We start from the raw sequence: 20,180 nt of genomic DNA on the forward strand, positions 1-20,180 counted from the left end.
ATGTCCCGCGCCTCCGATCAGTCCGCACGACGCAGCGCTCGCCGTGCCGCCCACCGCGCCGCCCTCTCGGGAAGCGGCCCGACGAGTGACGAATCCGCTGCGGTCGCGCGCTTCCCTGGGGCGCGCAGCGCCTTCGGCCTCCTCGGCGAGGTGCTGCTCGTCGGCATCCTCGTGAGCCTCGTGTCGCTGCCGGTGATCACGCTCCCCGCCGCGCTCGCGGCCGGCGTGCGCCACCTCCGCAGGTACCTGCGGGCCGAGGACTCGGCGCTCGGCTGGTTCTGGCGGGACGTGAAGGCGTCGCTCGTCGGCGGGATCGGGGTCGGCGCGGCATCCGCCATGCTCGCAGCCGTGTTGGCGCTCGACATCGACCTCGCGTCGACGGGCGTGCTGCCGGGCGGCCCCGTGGTGGCTCTCGTCGGCTGGGCCGGACTGGGGGCGCTCGTGCTCGTACTGTTCACGGCTGCGGGTCGCTGGACGCCGCGGCTCGGCTGGTTCGGGGCGATGCGCGGGGCGCCGCGGGCGATCCGCGACGATCCTGTCGGCGCCGCCTATCTGCTGGCGACGGGCGTCTTCGCGGTCGTGGTCACGTGGCAGCTCGCGCCGCTCGTGGTTCCCGCGCTCGGGTGCGTGGCACTGGCGATCGTCGCGGCGCCCGAGCGGCCGCGGCGCGGGCGGGAGGGAGACGGCAGCGGCTGATGCTGAGGTCCGACGGCGTCGAGGTGTGGCCGCGGTCACGCGTCGGCCGCGTCGATGCGATCCCACACCACCGCGCCGTCGCCCCGCACGCGGGCACCGGCGGCGGGCTCGTGCTGCCGTAGCCCTCCGTCGTGCATGAGGTGCTCGACCGATTCGCCGAACTGCAGCACCGCAACGTCGGCGACGAGCCGTCGGTGGCAGCGCCACCAGACGCTCTCGCTGCACATCATGGCCGTGCGCGCGCGGGCGGACTGCTGCGACAGGTCGGCGAACGCCGCCTGGAACTCGGCGGTGCGCGTGTAGGCCGCGTAGGCGGCGAACTGCTCGACCTGCCACCAGGGGTCCTCTCGAGGAGCCTCGGGTGGAAGGCGGCGTCGTCCGCCGAGGAGGGGCTCCCAGCGATAGGCGACGCCCGATGCCGGAAGCCACTCGGCCATCGCCTCACGGGCGACGTCGGGATTGCGACGGCTGCCGGGGTAACGCCGGATGTCGACGAGCGCCTCGATCCCCGCGGCGCGCAGGAGATCGGCGAACTCGTCGCGCTCCAGACGGCCGTGCCCCACGGAGATGAGCATGCGGCCGATTCTCGCCCATTCCGTTGCTGATGCGCAGTCCGTCCTGGAGCCATTGACGAATGAAACGTGTCGGGCTAGTGTGCGGGAATGCGCTTTCCCAATCGAGATGCGCACCCCCTGCACACAGCACGATGACGTCCTGGAGGAACCCGATGTTCACGACCCGAGTCCGGCAGCGCATGCTCGCCGCGGTAGCCCTCACCGGTGCGGCTGCCCTCGCCCTCACCGGCTGCGCCGGCGATCCCGAGCCGGCCTCCGCCTACGATCCTGACGAGGAGGTCACGCTCGTCTTCACCTGGTGGGGCAACGACGATCGGGCCAAGCGCTACCAGGACCTCATCGACGCATTCGAGGAGGAGCACCCGAACATCACGATCGAGGGCAACTTCACCGACTTCCCGTCGTACTGGGAGAAGCGCAAGACCGAGGCGGCCGGCGGGGGACTCCCCGACGTGTGGCAGTTCTCCGACTCGTACCTCCGGGAGTACGCCGAGCCCGGACTGCTCCTCGACCTCGAGACGGTGTCGGAGTACATCGACTTCGACGCGTTCGACGACGGGCTCAAGCAGACCGGCCAGCTCGAGGGCACCCAGTACTCGCTGCCCACCGGCTACAGCGCGTGGGCGGTCTTCCTCAACGACGCCCTCATCGAGCAGGCGGGCGTCGAACCGTACGAGGGCGGCACCTCGTCCGAGGAATACGACGAGTGGATGGCGTCGGTCACCGAGGCCACGGGTGGCGCGATCTACGGCGGCACGGACATGACCCAGCGCATCCAGACATTCGAGAACGTGCTGCGTGCGCAGGGCAAGAACCTCTACACCGAGGACGGCGAGCTCGGTTTCACCGAGGACGAGCTTCGCGACTTCTGGGAGTCGGGCGCGGCCGCCCGCAACGGCGTGGCGATTCCGCAGCAGAAGCTCGAGGAACTCACGCCGAAGTCGGGCTTCGGTGCGAGCCTCACCGCGAGCGAGGCGAGCTGGAGCAACTTCCTCGGCGGATACCTCGCCGACTCGGGAGCCGCGTCGATCACGCTGGTCGCGCCGCCCACCGACGAGACCGACGCCAAGGACCTGTACCGCCAGGCCGGCCTGCAGATGGCGATCTCGAAGACCACCGAGCACCCCGAGGCCGCGGCCATGTGGCTCGACTTCGTCGTGAACAGCGAGCAGGCGGGCGAGGTCTTCGGCACCACGCTCGGCTTCCCGGCCTCCGAGACGAAGCTCGCCGGCACGACGCTCGAGGGTGTCGATGCGCAGGTCGCCGACTACCTCGAGTCGGTCGCCGACCGCATCGGCGAGGCGCCGCCCGTGCCGGTCGTGGGCTACGGTTCGCTCGAGCAGACCTTCTGGGACCTCGGCAAGTCGATCGGCCTCGGGGCCCTCAGCGTCGACGACGCGGTGCAGCAGTTCATGACCGAGGCAGGTGTCATCCTCGGCTGACCCGCCGATCCGCTCGCACGAGTGGGCGAACCTGGCGCAGATCCGCTTGCGGGCCCGCCAAGTTCGCCCACTCGTGCCGTTCCCCTCCGCACCACGACGACATGGAGATCCGATGCACTACGGCGCCGACTACAACCCCGAGCAGTGGCCCGAGGAGGTGTGGCCCGAGGATGCCGCGCGGATGCGCGAGGCCGGGGTCACCATGGTGAGCCTCGGCATCTTCTCGTGGTCGCGCCTCCAGCCGCGTGAGGGCGAGTTCGATTTCGGGTGGCTCGACCGCGTGATCGACCTCCTGCACGAGGGCGGCATCGCGGTCGACCTCGCGACCGCGACCGCGTCGCCGCCGCCGTGGGCGACGGCCGCGTACCCCGAGATGCTGCCGCAGGACGATCGCGGCGCCACGTACTGGCCGGGCAGTCGGCAGCACTTCGCGCCGTCCTCGCCCGTATACCGCCGCCTCGCCGGCGAAGTCGTGACCGCGATCGCCGAGCGGTATGCGCGGCATCCGGCGGTCGTCATGTGGCACGTGAACAATGAGTACGGCTGCCACCTGAACATGGATTTCTCGGATGCCGCGCGGGACGGGTTCCGGCGTTGGCTCGCCGCCCGCTACGGCGACATCCAGACCCTCAACGACGCCTGGGGAACGAGCTTCTGGTCGCAGCGCTACCCGTCCTTCGACGAGGTGCTCCCGCCGCGGATGGCGCCGTACAGCGTGAACCCCGGCCAGCTCCTCGACTACCGCCGGTTCACGAGCGACATGCTGCTCGAGTGCTACCTGATGGAGCGTGAGCTCCTGCGTGCGGCCGGGGCGACGCAGCCGATCACGACGAACTTCATGGGCGCGTTCAAGCCCGCGAACTACGCGCAGTGGGCCGAGCACATGGACGTCATCAGCGACGACGCCTACCCCGACCCGAACGACCCCGAGTCGTTCCGGGCGGCGGCGTTCCAGCGCGACCTGGTGCGGTCGCTGAAGCCCGAGGTGCCGTGGATCCTGATGGAGCAGGCGAGCAATGCCCTGAATTGGCGGCCGTCGAACGCGCCGAAGGCGCCCGGGCAGATGGCTGCGCTGAGCGCGCAGGCGATCGGCCGGGGTGCCGACGGGATCCTGTTCTTCCAGTGGCGGCAGTCGATGGCCGGCGCCGAGAAGTTCCACTCCGCGATGCTCCCGCACGCGGGCACCGACACGCGAACGTGGCGGGAGGTGGTCGCGCTCGGCGAGCAACTCGCGGCACTTCCCACGCTGCCCACGGCCGCGCCCGGCACCAGCGACGCGCGGGTGGCGCTCGTGTTCGACTGGGAGAACTGGTGGGCGGTCGAGGCATCCGATCACCCGATGAACCAGGTCGACTACCTCGCGATCGTGCAGCGCTGGTACCGCGCGCTGCACCGCCGGCACGTGCAGGTCGACATCGTGCCGCCGTCGCGGGTCGACGGCCGGTACGCGCTCGCGATCGCACCGCTCCTCTACCTGCTGCGCAGGGCGGATGCCGCGGCGCTCACGTCGTTCGTCGAGGGCGGCGGGCATCTGCTCGCCGGCCCCTTCACCGACGTCGTCGACGAGTTCGACCGGTTCCGCGACGGCGGATTCCTGACCCAACTCGGCGGGCTCTGCGGCATCCGCCTCGAGGACTTCGGCGCCCTCGTCGCACCCTCCGCACCGGCCGCCGCGCCCGGCGAGCGGGACGCCCGGTTCGTCGGCGAGTTCGTCCCCGAGCAGGTGGGCACCCTCCTCGCGGAGGAGATCGAGGCGACGGATGCCACGGTCGAGGCCGTGTTCACGAGCGGCCGCCGGGCGGGGCATCCGGCCCTCACCGCTCGCTCCGCCGGAGCGGGTGTCGCCCGCTACCTCGCGACCGTGCCCGACGAGGCGGGAGCGCTCGCCATGGTCGACCACGTGCTCGCCGACGCGGGCATCGGGCCCGTCGTCGACGGGCTGCCCGAACACGTCGAGGTCGCCCGACGCGGCGAGCTCGTGACCCTCGTGAACCACGGAGGCGAGCACGACGGCGAGGTGGAGGTGCCGATCACGGGGATCGACGCCGTGACCGGTGAGCGGGTCGAATCCGTGCGACTCGGCCCGTTCGACTGGGCCCTGGTGCTCGGACGATGACGGCGACCACCATGGCAGGTTACGATCGACGCGAGACCGGAGGAGGCGAGATGCGGGCGCTCATCCTCAGCGGTTCGGGCCGCTACGCCGATCCGTGGCACGCCTTCGCCGAGACCAGCGCCGCCCTTGCCGGCATCGTCGCCGGGGCGGGATACCGCGTCGACGTGAGCGACGACCTGCTCGGCGGACTCGCCAACCTCGGCGACGCCGACCTCCTCGTGGTGAACGCCGGCAGCCCCACCATGCCGCTGCCCGAGGGTGCGCCCGACCCGGGTCCGGCGCGCGACGACGAGATCACCGCGGCATCCGCCGGCCTCGACGCCGCCCTCGATCGCGGCATCGGGATCCTCGCGATGCACGTGGCGGCGGCGAGCCTGCCCGAGGTGCCTGCCTTCGAGCACGCCCTCGGCGCACGTTGGATCGAGGACGTGTCGTGGCATCCGCCGATCGGCGAGGCGCTCGTGCATGTCGCCGGCTCGCACCCGATCGCCGATGGACTCACCGACTTCACGGTCTTCGACGAGCGTTACTCGGGTCTGCGCCTCGACGCCGTGATCGAGCCGATCGCCGAGCACGAGGAGGACGGTATGCGGCACCCTCTCGTGTGGGCCCGCGAGATCGGCCGCTCGCGGCTCGTGTACGACGCGCTCGGACACGACGTGCGCTCGTACGAATCGGCCGCGCATCGCGAGCTCCTCACGCGCGCGCTCGACTGGCTGTCGCACGTGCCGGCGCCGACCTTCGACGCGTCGTGACGCGCGTCGTCATCGCACCCGACTCGTTCAAGGGCACGGCGAGCGCTGCGGATGCCGCTGCCGCCCTCGCCTCGGGATGGCGCTCGGTGCATCCGGCCGACGACCTCGTGCTGCGGCCCATGGCCGACGGCGGCGAGGGCACGCTCGACGCATTCGAGTCCGCGGTGCCAGGCGCTCGACGCCTGCCGGTGACGGTGCGCGGCCCCGGACCCGACGCTGCGCGCGTCGCGACGCACTGGGTGCTGCTCCCCGACCGCACGGGCGTCGTGGAGCTCGCCGCGACGTCGGGCATCACGCTGCTCGAACCGCTCGCGCCGCTCGACGCGCACACGGCCGGCTTCGGCGAGGCGATCGCCGCGGCCCTCGATGCGGGAGTGTCCCGGCTGCTGCTCGCCCTCGGCGGCAGCGCTTCGACCGACGGCGGCACGGGTGCGCTCGCCGTGCTGGGCGCACGGTTCACGGATGCCTCGGGCGCGCCCGTCGGGCTCGGCAACCGCGGGCTCCGTGCGCTCGTGCGCGTGGACCTCTCCGAGCTCAGGTCGCTGCCGGCGGGAGGCGCGGTGATCCTCGGCGACGTCACGAATCCGCTCCTCGGCGAATACGGCGCCGCTGCGGTGTTCGGACCGCAGAAAGGAGCGGATGCCGAGACCGTCGAGCTGCTCGAGCGGAATCTGGAGCGGCTCGCCGAGCTCATGCCCGAGGAACTGAGCGAGCTCGCCGCACTGCCCGGCGCCGGAGCCGCGGGCGGCACCGGGTTCGGGCTGCTCGCGTGGGGCGCCGAGATGGCCGGCGGGGCCGACCTCGTGGCGGCGGCGATCGGGCTCGGGGCTGCCATCGACGGCTCCGACCTCGTGATCACGGGGGAGGGCCGCTTCGACGGGCAGTCCGAGGCGGGCAAGGCGCCCACGGTGGTCGCGGCCATCGCGCGCGCCGCGGGCGTGCCGACCGCGCTGGTGGCCGGCGCGATCGCTGCCGAACCGCGCGGGTTCGCGGCATCCGTCGCCTTGGCCGACCTCGCGGGCGGCGGTGCGGCTGCGATGGCCGAGCCCCTGCGCTGGCTCGAGCGAGCCGGCGCGGAACTCGCCCGCCTGTCGACCGTTCTTGGGTAGCCGCACGGGTGGACATGCCCTGGGCGACCAACGAGACTGTGCAGCATGGGGCCGACGCCGCGGGGGATCCGTACGCCCGACCAGCGCCTGCGCGTGTTCGTCAGCTCCACGCTCCGGGAGCTCGCCGACGAGCGTCGCGCGGTGCGATCGGCGATCGAGCGGCTTGCGCTGGCGCCCGTCATGTTCGAACTCGGCGCCCGGCCGCATCCGCCGCGGTCGTTGTACCGGGCGTACCTCGAACAGAGCGACATCTTCGTCGGCATCTACTGGGAGCAGTACGGCTGGGTCGCCCCGGGCGAGGAGGTCTCGGGTCTCGAGGACGAGTGGAACCTGGCGCCCGACATCCCCAAGCTCATCTACCTCAAGCGCACCGAGCACCGGCACGAACGGCTCGACGCGCTGCTCGAGCGGATCCGCCGCGACGATGGGGCGTCGTACGTGGCGTTCACGGATGCCGCCGAGCTCGCCACGCTCGTCACCACCGACCTCGCGACCCTCCTGGCGGAGCGGTTCGACGCCGCGGGTCGCCGTGACGACGCGCTCGGCGAGCCCGCGACGGAGGTGTTCTCGACCGAGGTCGTGCGCCTGCCGTCGCCGTTGACGCGGCTGGTTGGCCGGGTCGACGAGCTCGGCAGCATCACCGGCATGCTGACGGACGATCGCCACCGGCTGGTGACCATCACCGGTCCCGGCGGGATCGGCAAGAGCCGCCTGGCGGTGGCGGCCGCCCGGGAAGTGGAGCCGTCGTACCCCGACGGGGTCGTGTTCGTCGACCTCGCGCCCGTGCTCGACCCCGCGCTCGCGATCACGGCGGTCGCGAACGCGCTCGGCATACGCGACGCCGGAGACCTGCCGCTGGCCGAGAAGGTGCGCCACGCGATCGCCGGCCGCCGGATGCTGATCGTGCTCGACAACGTGGAGCAGGTCGTGGATGCGGCGCCCGAGCTGACGGGACTGCTGCTCGAGGGCTCGCAGGCCTCCGTGCTCGCGACGAGCCGGATCCTCCTTCGGGTCCGCGGCGAGCAGAACGTGCCACTCGGGCCACTTCCGTCGGCGACGGCGGTCGAGTTGTTCGTCGAGCGGGCCCGGGCCGTGAAACCCGACTTCGAGCTCGATGCGGGCAACGCGGCGGAGGTGACCGCCATCTGCGAGGCGCTCGACAACGCGCCGCTCGCGCTCGAGCTCGCCGCCGCGCGCCTCCGCGTGCTGACGACCTCGGCCCTGGTGGAACGGCTCGACCACGCCCTCCCCCTGCTCGTCACGGGCGCTCGCGACCTTCCCGAGCGTCAGCGCACCCTCCGGGCCACGATCGACTGGAGTGCGAAGCTGCTCCCGGAGGGCGAGGCGGAGCTGCTGCAACGCCTCGGCGTGTTCCGGGTCGGCTTCGGCCTCGACGCGGTCGAGTGGATGGCCGACGGGCGGGCCGGCGTCGACGTAGTGGACGCGCTCGGCGCGCTCGTCGACGGCAGTCTCGTACGCGAGCAGGACCGTGGCTCGCGCCCGTGGTTCACGATGCTGGCGACGGTCCGCGAGTACGGGCGCGATCAGCTCGCCGAACGCGGACGCCTGACCGAAGCGCAGGACCGGCATGCCGCCTTCTACGTCGGACTCGCGATCGCGGCCGGATCCTCCGGCACCTGGCAGGGCCAGGTGGAGCGCGTGACGCGCCTCCTGGAGGAACAGGACGAGGTGCGCGCAGCGGTCGAGCATCTCTTCGAATCGCAGCGGTTCGACGACGTCGCGGAGCTGGCGTGGCCGATGTACACGTTCTGGTGGGGTGGCGGCCGGGCCGGTGAGATCCGGTCGTGGATGAGCCGTCTCCTCGAGCACGATGCAGAACTCACCGAGCGTTCGCGGATCATCGCCGAGTACTGCATCAACGCCATCAGCTACTGGCGGTCGTCCGACTTCTCGGTGGTTCCCGCGCTGGCCCGGTGCGCCGACTACTTCCGGCATGAGGGTGACCGACGTGGTGAGTCCCTCGCACTCGCGGCGCTGGCGGTCGCGCAGTTCGCCCAGGGACCGCCCGACGTCGACGCCGCCGAGGAGAACTCCCGCCGTGCCCTGCAGCTCGCCGAGGAATACGACGACGCGTTCGCCGGAGCCGTGGTCGGGGTCATGGTCGGCCGCATGCAGTTGGCACGGGGCCGAGGCGGTGAGGCGGAGCTGCAGTTCGAGACGAGCCTGGCGCAGGCGCGTCGTATCGAGGACCTCCTCGGCCAGGCGGTCTCGCTGAGTCACCTGGGATGGGCACGTCTGCTCGGCGGTGAGGCAGGGTCTGCGGGCGAGTGCTTCGCGGAGGAGCTCCTGCTCGTCTCGACGATCGGGCATGAGGAGGGGATCGCGGATGCGCTCGAGGGCCTGTTCGCGGTCGCGGAGACCTCCGGAGACATCGAGCGCGCGGGCCGGATGCTCGGCGCCGCCGAGGGCATCCGAGCGCGGAAGGGCCTGCCCGCGCGATCGCCGATGTCGTTCTACGAGCCCCACCTCGATCGCCTGCTGGCCGGGCCCGACGCCGAACGCTTCGAGGACGCACGGCGAACCGGGCGCGAGGCCGAACTGGCCGACATCGTCGAGGTCGCGCTGACGTGACGGCGCGGCGCGTCAGCCGCGCGCGGGCTCCAACGTCACCGTGACGGATGCCTCAGCGCCGGGCGCCAGCGCGAACGTCGTCGCCGCGCCGCCCGTCAGCACCTCGTAGTCGCCGGCGAATCCGGCCACGGACACGCGGCCCGAGGCATCCGTTCGCAGCGTCGTCGGGGGCAGCCACCACTCGCCCTTCACGAGCGCGTGCAGGGCGTCGCAGGACGGCTTGCGCGTGCCGGCCTCGAGCACGCCCTCGATGAGGCACTCGTAGGCGCTCGAGAGGTCGAAGTCGTTGAGCAGCAGCGTCGCGGCGGGGTTCGCGGCGCGGGCCTCCTCGAACGCGAGCCGGATCGTCGGGATGCGTCCGCGTGCCCGCGCGAGCCGGGTGAGGCCGTTCTCCTCCTTGTCGAACACCGGCATGATGACGACCTCGTTGATCGCATCCCACGTGTCGATGAGACCTGCGAACTCCGTGACCTCCCGGCGGATGCGCGCCCGCTGCGCCACCTCGACCTCGTCGGTCGCGAGCGGCAGGAGCCAGTCGGGCGCGAGGGAGTGCCAGGCGAGCGGATGCCCCTTCAGCGCGACGCCCCGCGCGGCGAACCACTCGGCGGCCCGCCGCAGGGGCTCGGTTCGCGGTCGGCCACGGACCGGCTCGAACTCGGCCCAGTAGAACGGCAGCGTCGCCGTGTTGAAGAGGTCGAGCCAGTCGGCGGCGAGCTGATCGTCGCCGGGCTGCCCCTCGCCGTTCGCGAGGGCGATGAGGTCGAAGCCGATGTTGCCGAACACGAAGGCGTGTCGGGTCTGCTCGACGGTCACGTCGGCGTCGGCGAGCGGTCGTCGGTCGGGGCCGAGCACCGTGACGGTCGCGTCGACGAGGCGATGGGCGGGGGCGGATGCCACGGTGGCACGCCGAAGCACGGGTCTCTCCGCTCCGTCAGGCGCTCGCCGCGGCCGCGACGGCCCCCGCGCGCTCGGCGTACTGACGGCGGATCTCGGGCCGCGTGTCGGGGGCGACCTCCTCGGCGATCTCGACCGGCCAGCCCGGACGCTCGCCCGAGAGCACCCACGCGGCCTGGCGCGCGGCGCCGTCGGCGACGTACTCGCCCGGGGCCGGCACGACCACGGGCACGTCGAAGACCTGCGCGGCGATGCGTCGCACCGCGGGGTTCTGCGCGGCGCCGCCGATGAGCAGCACCCGCTCGGCCGCGACGCCCTGGCCGCGTACCGCGTCGAGCCCGTCGGCGAGGCCGCAGAGCATGCCCTCGATCGCCGCGCGGGCGACCGCCGGACGCGTGGTGTTCGCAAGGGTGAGGCCCGTGAGCGACGCCGTGGCGCCCGGGAGGTTCGGCGTGCGCTCGCCTTCGAAGTACGGCACGAGGACGGCGCCGGATGCCCCGGGCTCGGCCTCGAGCGCGAGGCGTCCGAGCTCGGCGTGGTCGACCGCGAGGAGTCGCGCGGTGGCGTCGAGCACGCGGGCGGCGTTCAGCGTCGCGATGAGCGGGAGGTACCGACCCGTGGCATCGGCAAAGCCCGCCACGGTGCCCGAGACGTCGGCGACGGGGGCATCCGTCACCGCGAACACCGTGCCGCTCGTGCCGATCGAGACGACGACGTCGCCGGATGCCGCGTCGAGGCCGAGTGCGGCCGCGGCGTTGTCGCCCGCGCCGGGGCCGACGAGCATGCCGTCGGGGGTGCGTCCGGCCGCCTCACCGGCACCGAGCACACGGGGGAGGACCGCGTCGTGGCCGAGGGCGCGCTCGAGGAGGTCGCGGTCATACCCGGCCGCGCTCCAGTAGGCCGTGCCGCTCGCGTCGGAGCGGTCGGTCGTCAGCTCGTCGAGTACCGGACCGAGGGGCGACTCGCCCTGCGGGCCGAACCCGCGCAGGCGCCAGGTCAGCCAGTCGTGTGGGAGTGCGACCGCGGCGACCCGGGCGGCGTTCTCGAGTTCGGCGTCGCGGAGCCAGCGCAGCTTCGTGGCGGTGAACGACGCGACGGGCACGACGCCCGTTCGGCGCGCATACTCGGCGGCGCCCACCTCGTCGATGAGGTCGCGCGCCGCTTGCGCCGACCGGGTGTCGTTCCACAGCAGAGCGTCGCGGATGGCACGGCCCTCGGCATCGAGCGCGACCATGCCGTGCTGCTGTCCTGCGATCGAGACGGCCTCGACGCCGTCGAACCCGCCCGCGTCGGCGAAGGCCGTGAGCAGGGCGCCCCACCACGCGGCCGGGTCGACCTCGGTGCCGTCGGGATGCGCGGCTCGGCCCGAGCGTACGAGCGCCCCGGTCGCGGCATCCCGGATCACGACCTTGCAGGACTGCGTCGACGAGTCGACGCCGGCGACCAGTGCCATGTGGCCTGCCTAGCGCCGAGCGCCGAGCAGGTGCTCGGTCGCGAGCTGCTGCAGGCGGACGAACCCGAAGCCCTTGCCGCCGAGGTAGACCGACGGGTCGAAGTCCTCGTAGGCGGCGCGGTCGGCGAGCAGGTCGTCGTACGACTCGCCCTCGCCGAGCGTCGGCTGCGCGAGCTCGAGCACCTTCGCGGCCTCGAGCGCCTCCTGCACCTCGGGATCGGCGCGGAACGCCGCCGCGCGCTCCTTCAGCAGCAGGTAGGTGCGCATGTTCGCGGCGGCCGAGTCCCACACGCCGGTCTCGTCTTCGGTGCGCGACGGCTTGTAGTCGAAGTGACGGGGGCCGGTGTACGCCTGGCCACCGCCGGGGCCGCCGTTCTCGAGCAGGTCGACGAGCGCGAACGCGTTGTGCAGATCGCCGTGGCCGAAGACGAGGTCCTGGTCGTACTTGATGCCGCGCTGGCCGTTGAGGTCGATGTGGAAGAGCTTGTCGTGGTAGAGCGCCTGCGCGATGCCGGCGGCGAAGTTGAGCCCCGCCATCTGCTCGTGGCCGACCTCGGGGTTGAGGCCGACGAGCTCGGGGCGCTCGAGCGAGTCGATGAACGCGAGCGCGTGGCCGACGGTCGGCAGCAGGATGTCGCCGCGGGGCTCGTTCGGCTTCGGCTCGATGGCGAAGCGGAGGTCGTAACCCTTGTCGGTCACGTAGTCGCCGAGCAGGTTCACGGCCTCGCGGTAGCGCTCGAGGGCCGAGCGGATGTCCTTGGCCGCGTCGTACTCGGCGCCCTCGCGGCCGCCCCACATGACAAAGGTCTTCGCCCCGAGCTCGGCGGCGAGGTCGAGGTTGCGCAGCACCTTGCGGAGCGCGAAGCGGCGCACGGCACGGTCGTTCGAGGTGAAGCCGCCGTCCTTGAAGACGGGCGCGCTGAAGAGGTTGGTGGTGATCATCGGCACGATGAGCCCGGTGTCGGCGAGCGCCTGCTTCAGGCGGTCGATCTGCTTCTGGCGCTCGCTGTCGGAGGAGCCGAACGCGAACAGGTCGTCGTCGTGGAACGTGAGGCCGAAGGCGCCGAGCTCGGCGAGCTTCTCGACGACGTGCACCACGTCGAGCGGATGCCGTGTGGGGCCGCCGAAGGGGTCGGTGCCGTTGTAGCCGACGGTCCAGAGACCGAAGGAGAACTTGTCGTCACGGGTCGGGGCGCTGGCCATGATCCGCCTCTCAGCGTCGTCGATGATTTGTTGGCGTAGAAAACATAACCTTCGGACACCCGTCGGTGCAAGTCGGCGAGCACCCTATTTGTTCCTCATTCCCACAAACTCCGCCGTTGGAGTCGTCTGGGTACGGGCCGTCGCGTTTCACCCGCGAATTCGAGTCCGCCGCGCGGATTTGCAACCGTGGCTCTCGGGACTTTCGTCGTTAGACTCGAAACATGCAGACGGATGCCGCACCCGGGCGCGTGACGCTCGCCGAGATCGCGTTGGAGGCGGGTGTCTCGCTGTCGACCATCTCGAAGGTGCTCAACGGCCGCGCTGATGTCGCGGCCTCTACCCGGGCACGCGTCGAGCAGTTGCTGCAACAGCATGGGTACGAGCGTCGCGGTGCGCGCGCCCAGCCCAAGGCCGACCTCATCGAACTCGTCTTCCACGAACTCGAGAGCGTCTGGTCGATGGAGGTCATCGGCGGCGTCGAGGAGGTCGCGCAGGAGCATGGGCTGAGCGTGGTGCTCACGGTGAGCGGCAGCCGGCACTCGCCTGATCCCGAATGGATCGAGGGCGTGATGCGGCGCCGGCCCGTCGGCGTCGTGCTCGTCTTCTCCGACCTGGCCCCCGAGTACCGCGAGCGGCTTCGCTCGCGGGCGATCCCGTTCGTGATCGTCGACCCCGCCGGCGACCCATCGCCCGACGCGCCGTCGGTCGGCTCGGCCAACTGGTCGGGCGGACTCATGGCCACGCGCCATCTCATCGAGCTCGGGCACCGCCGCATCGCGGCCATCACCGGACCCGAGGACATGATGTGCTCCCTCGCCCGCCTCGACGGCCTCCGCTCCGCCATGAACTCCGCGGGGCTCGAAATCCGGCCGGAGTGGATCCGCTTCGGCGACTTCCACATGAGCGGCGGCCGCGACCACGCTCGCGAATTGCTCTCCTCGTCCGATCGTCCCACGGCCATCTTCGCGGGCAGCGACCTGCAGGCGCTCGGCGCCATCGAGGCGGCCCGGACGCTCGGTCTCCGCGTGCCCGAGGACGTGTCGATCGTCGGCTACGACGACATTCCACTCGCGCAGTGGCTGACACCGCGCCTGACCACGGTGCACCAACCGCTCCGTCGCATGGGCGAGGAGGCCGCGCGCCTCGTCATCCGGCTGAGCGAGGGCTCGGCGGAGGCGACCCCGCGCATGGACCTCGCGACGAGCCTCGTCGTGCGCGAGAGCACGGCGCCGCCGGCCGCCGCGTAGCCGCGCCCACTCGCTCGGCCACGGGCTCGGACTCGGGCTCGGGCACGGGCACGGGCACGGGTTCAGGCTCGGGCACGGGCCGGTGTACGCGCACGACTCTGCGGATATACGATCCGCCACCCCGAGAAATCGGCCGCAGGACCGGCGCGCCCGATCGTATATCCGCAGAAGTGGACAGGAGCGACGGATGCCTCTGACGCAGGTTTCCCCGAATGGAGCTCGTCGGCTCAGGCCGCGACCAACTCGAAGCGGTCGAAGTCGGCGTGGCCCGTGCCGTCGCCGACGGCGAGCATGCCGATCCATGCGCCGACGAATCCGCCGGCGACGTCGGGGGAGAGCGGCATGACGTCGGCGGCGGCGACCGGCGACCAGGGGCCGTTCGCGTCGGTCCGCGCCTCGAGCTCCGCGTGGAACCCGTCGAGTTGCAGCGAGAGCTCCACGGGCCCGTCGGCCGGCACGGAGATCGAGCCGAGCGTGTGCGTGTTGCCGTCGGCCGCGAGCGTGGCTTCGACGCGCACCGTGCCGTCATCGGTCGGATCACGCCGCACCACGAGCGCGAGGTGCGCGTCTTCGGAGTGGCGGAGCAGGAGTCCGGCCGCCGACATCGGGTCCGCGGCATCCGACAGCTCGACCACCGTCGTCGACCGGCCGCTGGTCCACGGCAGGCGACGACCGACGAACGAGAGCGGCCCGAGCTCGGTCGGTCGGGTGCGACCCAGGGTCAGTCGCAGGTGGCCCGGGCGCGCAGTGAGCGACATCCGATCGCCGCCGCTCGTGCGGAGGGTGTTCCACTCGAGGTCGAGCTCGGCCACGTCGAAATCGTCGCGCACCACCGCTGGCGCAGGTGCCTGGTCGGGCACGCCGTCGGCCTCGACCTCCGCCTGCACGCGGCCGACACCCGGCGCGAACAGCGGCCGACCCGCTTCCCACGCGACGGGCACGAGGTGGGTCTGTCGCCCGAGGAGGCTTGCGAGTCCGTCGACGGTGTGGGCTGCGAGAAGGGTCGCCCAGGTGCGGCCGTCGGATGCCTCGACGAGGTCGGCGTGGCCGACGTTCACGATCTCGGCACGGGCGCCGAGATCGCGATGCGTGAGGCGGGGGTTGGCAGGGTCGCCCACGTAGGGCCCGGTGATCTCGTCAGCGAAGGCGACGCACACGGCGTGGTCGCGATCGGTGCCGCCCTCCGCGGCGAGGAGCATCCACCGGTCGTCGCGGCGGAACAGGTGCGGTCCCTCCGCCCAGACGGCGCCCACGAGTGCGCCGCGCCACAGCAGGTGCTCGGGCCCGACTGGCGCGAACGTGACGGGATCGAGCTCGCGAAGCCAGACATCCGTCTGCCCCTCCCACGCGCCGGGGTCGGCCAGTCGCGTGCCGCAGAGCCACACCCGTCCATCGTCGAACGTCAGGGAGGGATCGATGCCGTCGACGTCGTCGAGCCAGACCGGATCAGACCAGGGGCCGGCCGGGTCGGTCGCCGTGACGAGGAAGTGACCCTGCCGACCTTCGCCGTGCACGAGCGTGCAGACGACGTGGAACCGCCCGTCGTGGTACCGGATCGTCGGCGCGAAGAGCCCGCCTGACGCCGGCACGGTCGACAGGTCGAGCTGCTCGGGTCGATGCACCGCGTGGCCGACGAGCTCCCAGTCGACGAGGTTCCGCGACCGGTGCACCGGCAGGCCCGGGAAGTACTCGAACGTCGACGTCACCAGGAAGACCTCGTCGCCCACACGGCACACGCTGGGGTCGGGATGACAACCAGGCAGCACCGGGTTGCGGTACCGGCCCATCAGCGCGAGCCGTGGACGACGGCGACCTCAGCGTGAAGTCGCCGTGTGTGATCCACCCGGCGGGTCGAGCCCACGAACCGCACCGTGTGCGCGAACGGGAGGTCGCCGCTGGAGCGACCCGCACTCAGCACGATCTCGCCGGGCTCGACGATGCGCTCGCCACGGCGCCCCGTGAACGCCGCGAGGTCGGCCGGCACGGTGAAGCGCACTTCGGCCTCCCCGCCGGGCTCGAGCGTGACCCGCGAGTAGCCGACGAGTCGCTGCACCGGCCGCACGACGGAGGCCACCGGGTCGTGCAGGTAGAGCTGCACGACCTCGGTGCCGGCACGGTTACCGGTGTTGCGCAGCCGGAGCCGCACGGTCGCCTCGCCGTCCACCCCGGTCTGCGCCTCGTCGCCCGCGAACGACTCCCACTCGAACGTCGCGTAGCCGAGGCCGTGCCCGAACGGGAAGGCCGCGGAGGGATCGACGTTCGACACGCCATTGGCGCGGGCGAGCGGCGCCGCGAGGTAGGTGGTCGGCTGTGAACCCGAGCCGGCGGGGATGGACACCGGCAGGCGTCCGCTCGGGTTCACGCGACCGCTGAGCACACCGGCGATCGCCGGCGCGCCCTCCTCCCCGGCGAAGAACGCCTGCACGATGGCGGCGGCATCCGTCACCGCACGACCGAGGGCGTACGGCCGCCCGGTCAGCAGCGTCACGACGGTGGGGGTTCCCGTCGCGAGCACGGCGTCGACCAGCTCCTGCTGGGCGCCGGGGAGGTCGAGCGTCTCGACGTCGCAGCCCTCGCCGCTCGTGCCGCGGCCGAAGAGGCCGGCGCGGTCGCCGAGTACGAGGATCGCGAGATCGGCGGATGCCGCGAGCGCCGCCGCATCGGCGATGCCCTCGGTCTCGCCGCCGTCGACCGAAGTGCCGACGGCGTGACGGATGTCGCTGCCCGGGAACTCCGCCCGGATCGCCTCGAGGACCGTCGGGATCTCGATGCCCATCGCGACGCCCGGGTGCTGCACGACGACATGCGCCGGGAACGAGTAGCAGCCGAGCATGGCGTACGGGTCGTCGGCGTTCGGGCCGATCACGGCGATCGTGCGGGGAACGGATGCCGCGAGCGGCAGGGTGCCGTCGTTCTTCACGAGCACCACCGCCTCCTCGGCGAGCCGCGCAGCGAGCGCGCGGTTCTCGGGGGAGTCGAGGTCGATGCGGCCGCGGAGCGCGTCGGTGTCGGAGAGGTCGGCCAGTTCGGTGCCCGCGAGCGCCGGCGGCACCGGCGACCAATCGGAGTCGAGCAGGCCGAGGCCGGCCTTCTGCCGGAGCACCCGGCGCAGCGCCGTGTCGATGGTGGACTCGGCCACGACGCCCTCCTCCACAGCGCGGCGGAGCGGCTCGCCGAACGTCTTCACGGTGGGCAGCTCGACGTCGATGCCGGCCTCGAGCGCCGCGCTCGCGGCATCCGCCCACGACTCGGCCGTGCCGTGCAGGAGTTTCAGGAACGCGATCGTGAAGTAGTCGGCGACGACCGTGCCCTCGAAGCCCCAGGTGTCGCGGAGCAGCTCGGTGAGCAGGGTGCGGTCGGCGGCGGTGGGCACACCGTCGAGGTCGGTGTACGCGTTCATCACCGAACGCACCCCGCTCTCGCGCACGGCCATCTCGAACGGTGGCAGCAGCACGTCGGCGAGCTCGCGCGGCCCGACCGACACGGGTGCGAGGTTGCGTCCGCCCTTCGACGCCGAGTAGCCGACGAAGTGCTTGAGCGTCGCGACGATTCCGGATGCCTCGAGCCCGCGCACGTACGCGGTGCCGATCGTGCCGACGAGGTACGGGTCCTCGCCGATGGTCTCCTCGACGCGGCCCCAGCGGGCGTCGCGCACGACGTCGAGCACGGGCGCGAGACCCTGGTGCACGCCGACGGATCGCATGTCGGCGCCGATGCGCCGCGACATCCGCTCGACGAGCTCGGGGTCGAACGATGCACCCCACGACAGGGGCACCGGGTAGGCGGTCGCGCCCCAGGCTGCGAACCCCGCGAGGCACTCCTCATGCGCGAGGGCGGGAATGCCGAACCGGCTCGCCGAAACGATGCGCTCCTGGGTGCGCATGAGCGAGAGCGCGCCGGCGGCCGCGTCGATCGGTGCGGTGCCGAAGGGGCGCGTGAGCTGCCCGAGCCCGGCGGGGAGCAGCTGGTCGAGATCGATGTGGTCGTCCATCTCGTGCTGGTGCGGAGCGACGTCGGCACCGCCGTCGTCCGATGCTCCGACCCACACGCCGTAGAGCTGGGCGAGCTTCTCGTCGAGCGTCATCTCGGCGACGAGGGCGTCGACGCGCTCGTCGACCGGCCGGGTGGCGTCGCGCCACGAGGCATCCGTCGCCGGTCGAATGTCTTCGGCCGGCAGGTACTGCTGCGTCATCCCTTCACCGCCCCCGTGAGGCCGCCGACGATGCGGCGCTCGAAGATGCTGAAGAACACGAGCGCGGGGATCATCGACAGCGACGTGAAGGCGAGCACCTTCGCGGTGTCGACGGAGTACTGCGACGCGAACGCCTGCACGCCGAGTGGCAGGGTGTAGCTCGCCTCGTGGTTCAGGATGAACAGGGGCAGGAGGTAGCTGTTCCAGCTTGCGACGAACGCCAGGATGCCGGTCGTGATGACGCCTGGCAGGGCGAGCGGAATGACCATGCGCCAGAAGAAGCCGAGGCGCGAGCAGCCGTCGATCGCCGCGGCCTCCTCGAGCTCATCGGGAATGGCGCGCAGGAATGGCACGAGGATGATGACGGTCACCGGAAGGGCGAACGCGATCTGAGGCAGGATGACGCCGCCGAGCGAGTTGGCGAGGCCCAGGTTCCGCACGACGAGGTACAGCGGGGTGATCGCGACCGTCATCGGGAACATGAGCCCTGCGGCGAAGATGGCGTACAGCACGCCCCGCGCGCGGAACCGATAGCGGGCGAGCACGTAGCTCGCGGCCAGTCCGAGGGCGACCACGCCGACGGTGGTGGCCACGGCGGCGATCGTCGAGTTGAGGACCTCGGTCCAGAACGTCGAACCGGCGAGGACGTCGAGGTAGTTCGCGGCGACCCAGGGCGACGGCAGGCCCGCCGGGTCGACGGTGATCTGCGAATTCGTGCGGAAGCCGCCGATGATGATGTAGGCGATGGGTGCCAGCAGCAGGGCGATCACGACGAGGGCGATGAAGTACACGACCGGGCTGCCCCACGGCAGCCGGCCGTTCCCGCGTGGTGGCCGTACGCGCGGCAGGGCGATGGAGGCGCTCATCGCGCGTTCCTCTCGGTCAGGGCACCCGCGGTGTCACGGCGCAGCACGAATCGCTGGTACACGAGGGCGACAGCGAGGGAGATCAGGAAGAGGACGACGGCCACGGCGCTGCCGAACCCGTAGTTGCCGGCATTGCGTCCGTTGACGACCATGTAGGTCGCCATGGTGGACGTGCCGGCGGTGGACGCGACGTACTGGCCCCAGATGATGTAGACGAGGTCGAAGAGCTGCAGGGCGCCGATGATGGACAGGAACGCCCAGATGCGAATGGTCGGCGAAAGCAGCGGCAACGTGATGCGGCGCTGGATCTGCCAGTACGAGGCGCCGTCGATCTGTGCGGCCTCGTTGAGCTCCTGCGGGATGCCCTGGAGTCCGGCCAGGAAGAGGATGACGGCGAAGCCGATGTACTTCCAGGTGATGATCGCCATGAGCGTCCAGATGGCGATGTCGGGATCGGCCAACCAGTCGCGGGCGATGAAGCCGAGACCGGCGCCTTCCAGCACGCCGTTCACGGCGCCCTGGCTCTGGAGCATCAGGCCCAGGCCCGTGCCGACGACGACTTCGGAGATGACATAGGGAACGAAGATGAGCACGCGGATGAGCGACTGCCCGCGCATCGGTCGGTTCAGCAGCAGTGCCAGCAGCAGCGCGGCTGGTCCCTGCAAGACGAGCGACATGACCACGATGACGGCGTTGTGCCAGAGGGCCTCGTGGAACGAGGGGTCCTGGAGGATCGTGATGTAGTTCTCGAGGCCGACGAAGTCGGTGGGGTCGCCGTAGCCCTTCCAGCGGAAGAAGCCGTAGTAGCCGGCCATGATGACGGGGAAGATGACGAATGAGACGAAGACGAGGAGTGCCGGGCCGACGAGCAGGACGATCTCGAGGGTCTTGCGCCGATCACGACGCGGCCGACGCTTCGTCGATGACGTCCCGCCGTCGCGCCGACGAGGGGTCGGGGACGGCACGCCGTCCCCGACCCGCGCGTCGTCCGCCTCGACTCGTCCCGTGCTGGGAGAGGTGCGAACGCTCATGATGTTGTG

General features: G+C 71.6%; 15 protein-coding genes. 7 read left to right on the forward strand and 8 right to left on the reverse strand.

Annotated elements, in window-relative coordinates:
- A complete protein-coding gene (locus tag AB0K73_RS19880) occupies positions 1-696 on the forward strand; it encodes a hypothetical protein (protein ID WP_360519042.1) in 696 nt (231 codons plus the stop codon).
- Positions 697-731: 35 nt separating this feature from the next.
- Here the strand turns inward: AB0K73_RS19880 and AB0K73_RS19885 are convergent, their stop codons facing one another.
- Complete coding sequence (locus AB0K73_RS19885) at positions 732-1,271, reverse strand: DUF488 domain-containing protein (RefSeq protein ID WP_360519045.1); 540 nt, start codon at positions 1,269-1,271, stop codon at positions 732-734.
- 152 nt (positions 1,272-1,423) lie between these two features.
- On the opposite strand from AB0K73_RS19885, the gene AB0K73_RS19890 reads away from it, so the two are divergent.
- The 5 genes from AB0K73_RS19890 (at position 1,424) to AB0K73_RS19910 (ending at position 9,285) form a co-directional block, all read left to right on the forward strand.
- Entirely contained in the window at positions 1,424-2,713 is a 1,290-nt protein-coding gene (locus tag AB0K73_RS19890) for an extracellular solute-binding protein (RefSeq protein WP_360519048.1), read from the forward strand.
- 112 nt (positions 2,714-2,825) lie between these two features.
- On the forward strand, positions 2,826-4,829 hold the full coding sequence (locus tag AB0K73_RS19895) for a beta-galactosidase (RefSeq protein ID WP_360519051.1): 2,004 nt from the start codon (positions 2,826-2,828) through the stop codon (positions 4,827-4,829).
- An 11-nt stretch (positions 4,830-4,840) separates the two neighbouring features.
- Positions 4,841-5,584: a ThuA domain-containing protein gene (locus AB0K73_RS19900; protein ID WP_360519054.1), complete on the forward strand. Its 744-nt coding sequence runs from the start codon at positions 4,841-4,843 to the stop codon at positions 5,582-5,584.
- Positions 5,581-6,693 carry a glycerate kinase gene (locus AB0K73_RS19905; protein WP_360519057.1) on the forward strand — a complete coding sequence of 371 codons (1,113 nt, stop codon included), beginning with the start codon at positions 5,581-5,583 and terminating at the stop codon, positions 6,691-6,693. The genes AB0K73_RS19900 and AB0K73_RS19905 overlap by 4 nt, the downstream gene beginning before the upstream one ends.
- A gap of 45 nt (positions 6,694-6,738) precedes the next feature.
- Positions 6,739-9,285, forward strand: coding sequence for a DUF4062 domain-containing protein (locus tag AB0K73_RS19910; RefSeq protein ID WP_360519060.1), 2,547 nt, complete (start codon positions 6,739-6,741; stop codon positions 9,283-9,285).
- Between the two features lie 12 nt (positions 9,286-9,297).
- Here the strand turns inward: AB0K73_RS19910 and AB0K73_RS19915 are convergent, their stop codons facing one another.
- From AB0K73_RS19915 to xylA, 3 genes are read right to left on the reverse strand one after another with little or no spacing between them, the layout of a single operon-like run.
- Entirely contained in the window at positions 9,298-10,200 is a 903-nt protein-coding gene (locus AB0K73_RS19915) for an endo-1,4-beta-xylanase (RefSeq protein ID WP_360519063.1), read from the reverse strand.
- A 16-nt stretch (positions 10,201-10,216) separates the two neighbouring features.
- The gene (locus tag AB0K73_RS19920) at positions 10,217-11,632 is read right to left on the reverse strand and encodes an FGGY family carbohydrate kinase (protein WP_360519066.1); all 1,416 of its coding nucleotides are present in this window, start codon (positions 11,630-11,632) and stop codon (positions 10,217-10,219) included.
- 9 nt (positions 11,633-11,641) lie between these two features.
- A complete protein-coding gene (gene xylA / locus AB0K73_RS19925; RefSeq protein WP_360519069.1) occupies positions 11,642-12,835 on the reverse strand; it encodes a xylose isomerase in 1,194 nt (397 codons plus the stop codon).
- Positions 12,836-13,056: 221 nt separating this feature from the next.
- On the opposite strand from xylA, the gene AB0K73_RS19930 reads away from it, so the two are divergent.
- Positions 13,057-14,082: a LacI family DNA-binding transcriptional regulator gene (locus AB0K73_RS19930; protein WP_360519072.1), complete on the forward strand. Its 1,026-nt coding sequence runs from the start codon at positions 13,057-13,059 to the stop codon at positions 14,080-14,082.
- 227 nt (positions 14,083-14,309) lie between these two features.
- On the opposite strand, the gene AB0K73_RS19935 is transcribed toward AB0K73_RS19930, so the two are convergent.
- The 4 genes from AB0K73_RS19935 to AB0K73_RS19950 are packed head-to-tail and all read right to left on the reverse strand — an operon-like array spanning position 14,310 to position 20,171.
- A complete protein-coding gene (locus AB0K73_RS19935) occupies positions 14,310-15,869 on the reverse strand; it encodes a glycoside hydrolase family 43 protein (protein WP_360519075.1) in 1,560 nt (519 codons plus the stop codon).
- Complete coding sequence (locus AB0K73_RS19940) at positions 15,869-18,274, reverse strand: glycoside hydrolase family 3 N-terminal domain-containing protein (RefSeq protein WP_360519078.1); 2,406 nt, start codon at positions 18,272-18,274, stop codon at positions 15,869-15,871. Before AB0K73_RS19940 ends, AB0K73_RS19935 begins: the two co-directional genes overlap by 1 nt.
- Positions 18,271-19,140 carry a carbohydrate ABC transporter permease gene (locus tag AB0K73_RS19945; RefSeq protein ID WP_360519081.1) on the reverse strand — a complete coding sequence of 290 codons (870 nt, stop codon included), beginning with the start codon at positions 19,138-19,140 and terminating at the stop codon, positions 18,271-18,273. The genes AB0K73_RS19940 and AB0K73_RS19945 overlap by 4 nt, the downstream gene beginning before the upstream one ends.
- On the reverse strand, positions 19,137-20,171 hold the full coding sequence (locus tag AB0K73_RS19950) for a sugar ABC transporter permease (RefSeq protein ID WP_360519084.1): 1,035 nt from the start codon (positions 20,169-20,171) through the stop codon (positions 19,137-19,139). The genes AB0K73_RS19945 and AB0K73_RS19950 overlap by 4 nt, the downstream gene beginning before the upstream one ends.
- Positions 20,172-20,180 lie beyond the last annotated feature (9 nt).

Origin of the sequence: Agromyces sp. NPDC052230, assembly GCF_040679595.1 — a bacterium.
Classification (GTDB): domain Bacteria; phylum Actinomycetota; class Actinomycetes; order Actinomycetales; family Microbacteriaceae; genus Agromyces.

Bases quoted from the DNA above. Each gene is read 5' to 3' on its own strand.
- AB0K73_RS19880 (WP_360519042.1), top strand. From the start codon at position 1: ATGTCCCGCGCCTCCGATCAGTCCGCACGACGCAGCGCTCGCCGTGCC.
- AB0K73_RS19885 (WP_360519045.1), bottom strand. From the start codon at position 1,271: ATGCTCATCTCCGTGGGGCACGGCCGTCTGGAGCGCGACGAGTTCGCC.
- AB0K73_RS19890 (WP_360519048.1), top strand. From the start codon at position 1,424: ATGTTCACGACCCGAGTCCGGCAGCGCATGCTCGCCGCGGTAGCCCTC.
- AB0K73_RS19895 (WP_360519051.1), top strand. From the start codon at position 2,826: ATGCACTACGGCGCCGACTACAACCCCGAGCAGTGGCCCGAGGAGGTG.
- AB0K73_RS19900 (WP_360519054.1), top strand. From the start codon at position 4,841: ATGGCAGGTTACGATCGACGCGAGACCGGAGGAGGCGAGATGCGGGCG.
- AB0K73_RS19910 (WP_360519060.1), top strand. From the start codon at position 6,739: ATGGGGCCGACGCCGCGGGGGATCCGTACGCCCGACCAGCGCCTGCGC.
- AB0K73_RS19920 (WP_360519066.1), bottom strand. From the start codon at position 11,632: ATGGCACTGGTCGCCGGCGTCGACTCGTCGACGCAGTCCTGCAAGGTC.
- xylA (WP_360519069.1), bottom strand. From the start codon at position 12,835: ATGGCCAGCGCCCCGACCCGTGACGACAAGTTCTCCTTCGGTCTCTGG.
- AB0K73_RS19930 (WP_360519072.1), top strand. From the start codon at position 13,057: ATGCAGACGGATGCCGCACCCGGGCGCGTGACGCTCGCCGAGATCGCG.
- AB0K73_RS19935 (WP_360519075.1), bottom strand. From the start codon at position 15,869: ATGGGCCGGTACCGCAACCCGGTGCTGCCTGGTTGTCATCCCGACCCC.
- AB0K73_RS19940 (WP_360519078.1), bottom strand. From the start codon at position 18,274: ATGACGCAGCAGTACCTGCCGGCCGAAGACATTCGACCGGCGACGGAT.
- AB0K73_RS19945 (WP_360519081.1), bottom strand. From the start codon at position 19,140: ATGAGCGCCTCCATCGCCCTGCCGCGCGTACGGCCACCACGCGGGAAC.
- AB0K73_RS19950 (WP_360519084.1), bottom strand. From the start codon at position 20,171: ATGAGCGTTCGCACCTCTCCCAGCACGGGACGAGTCGAGGCGGACGAC.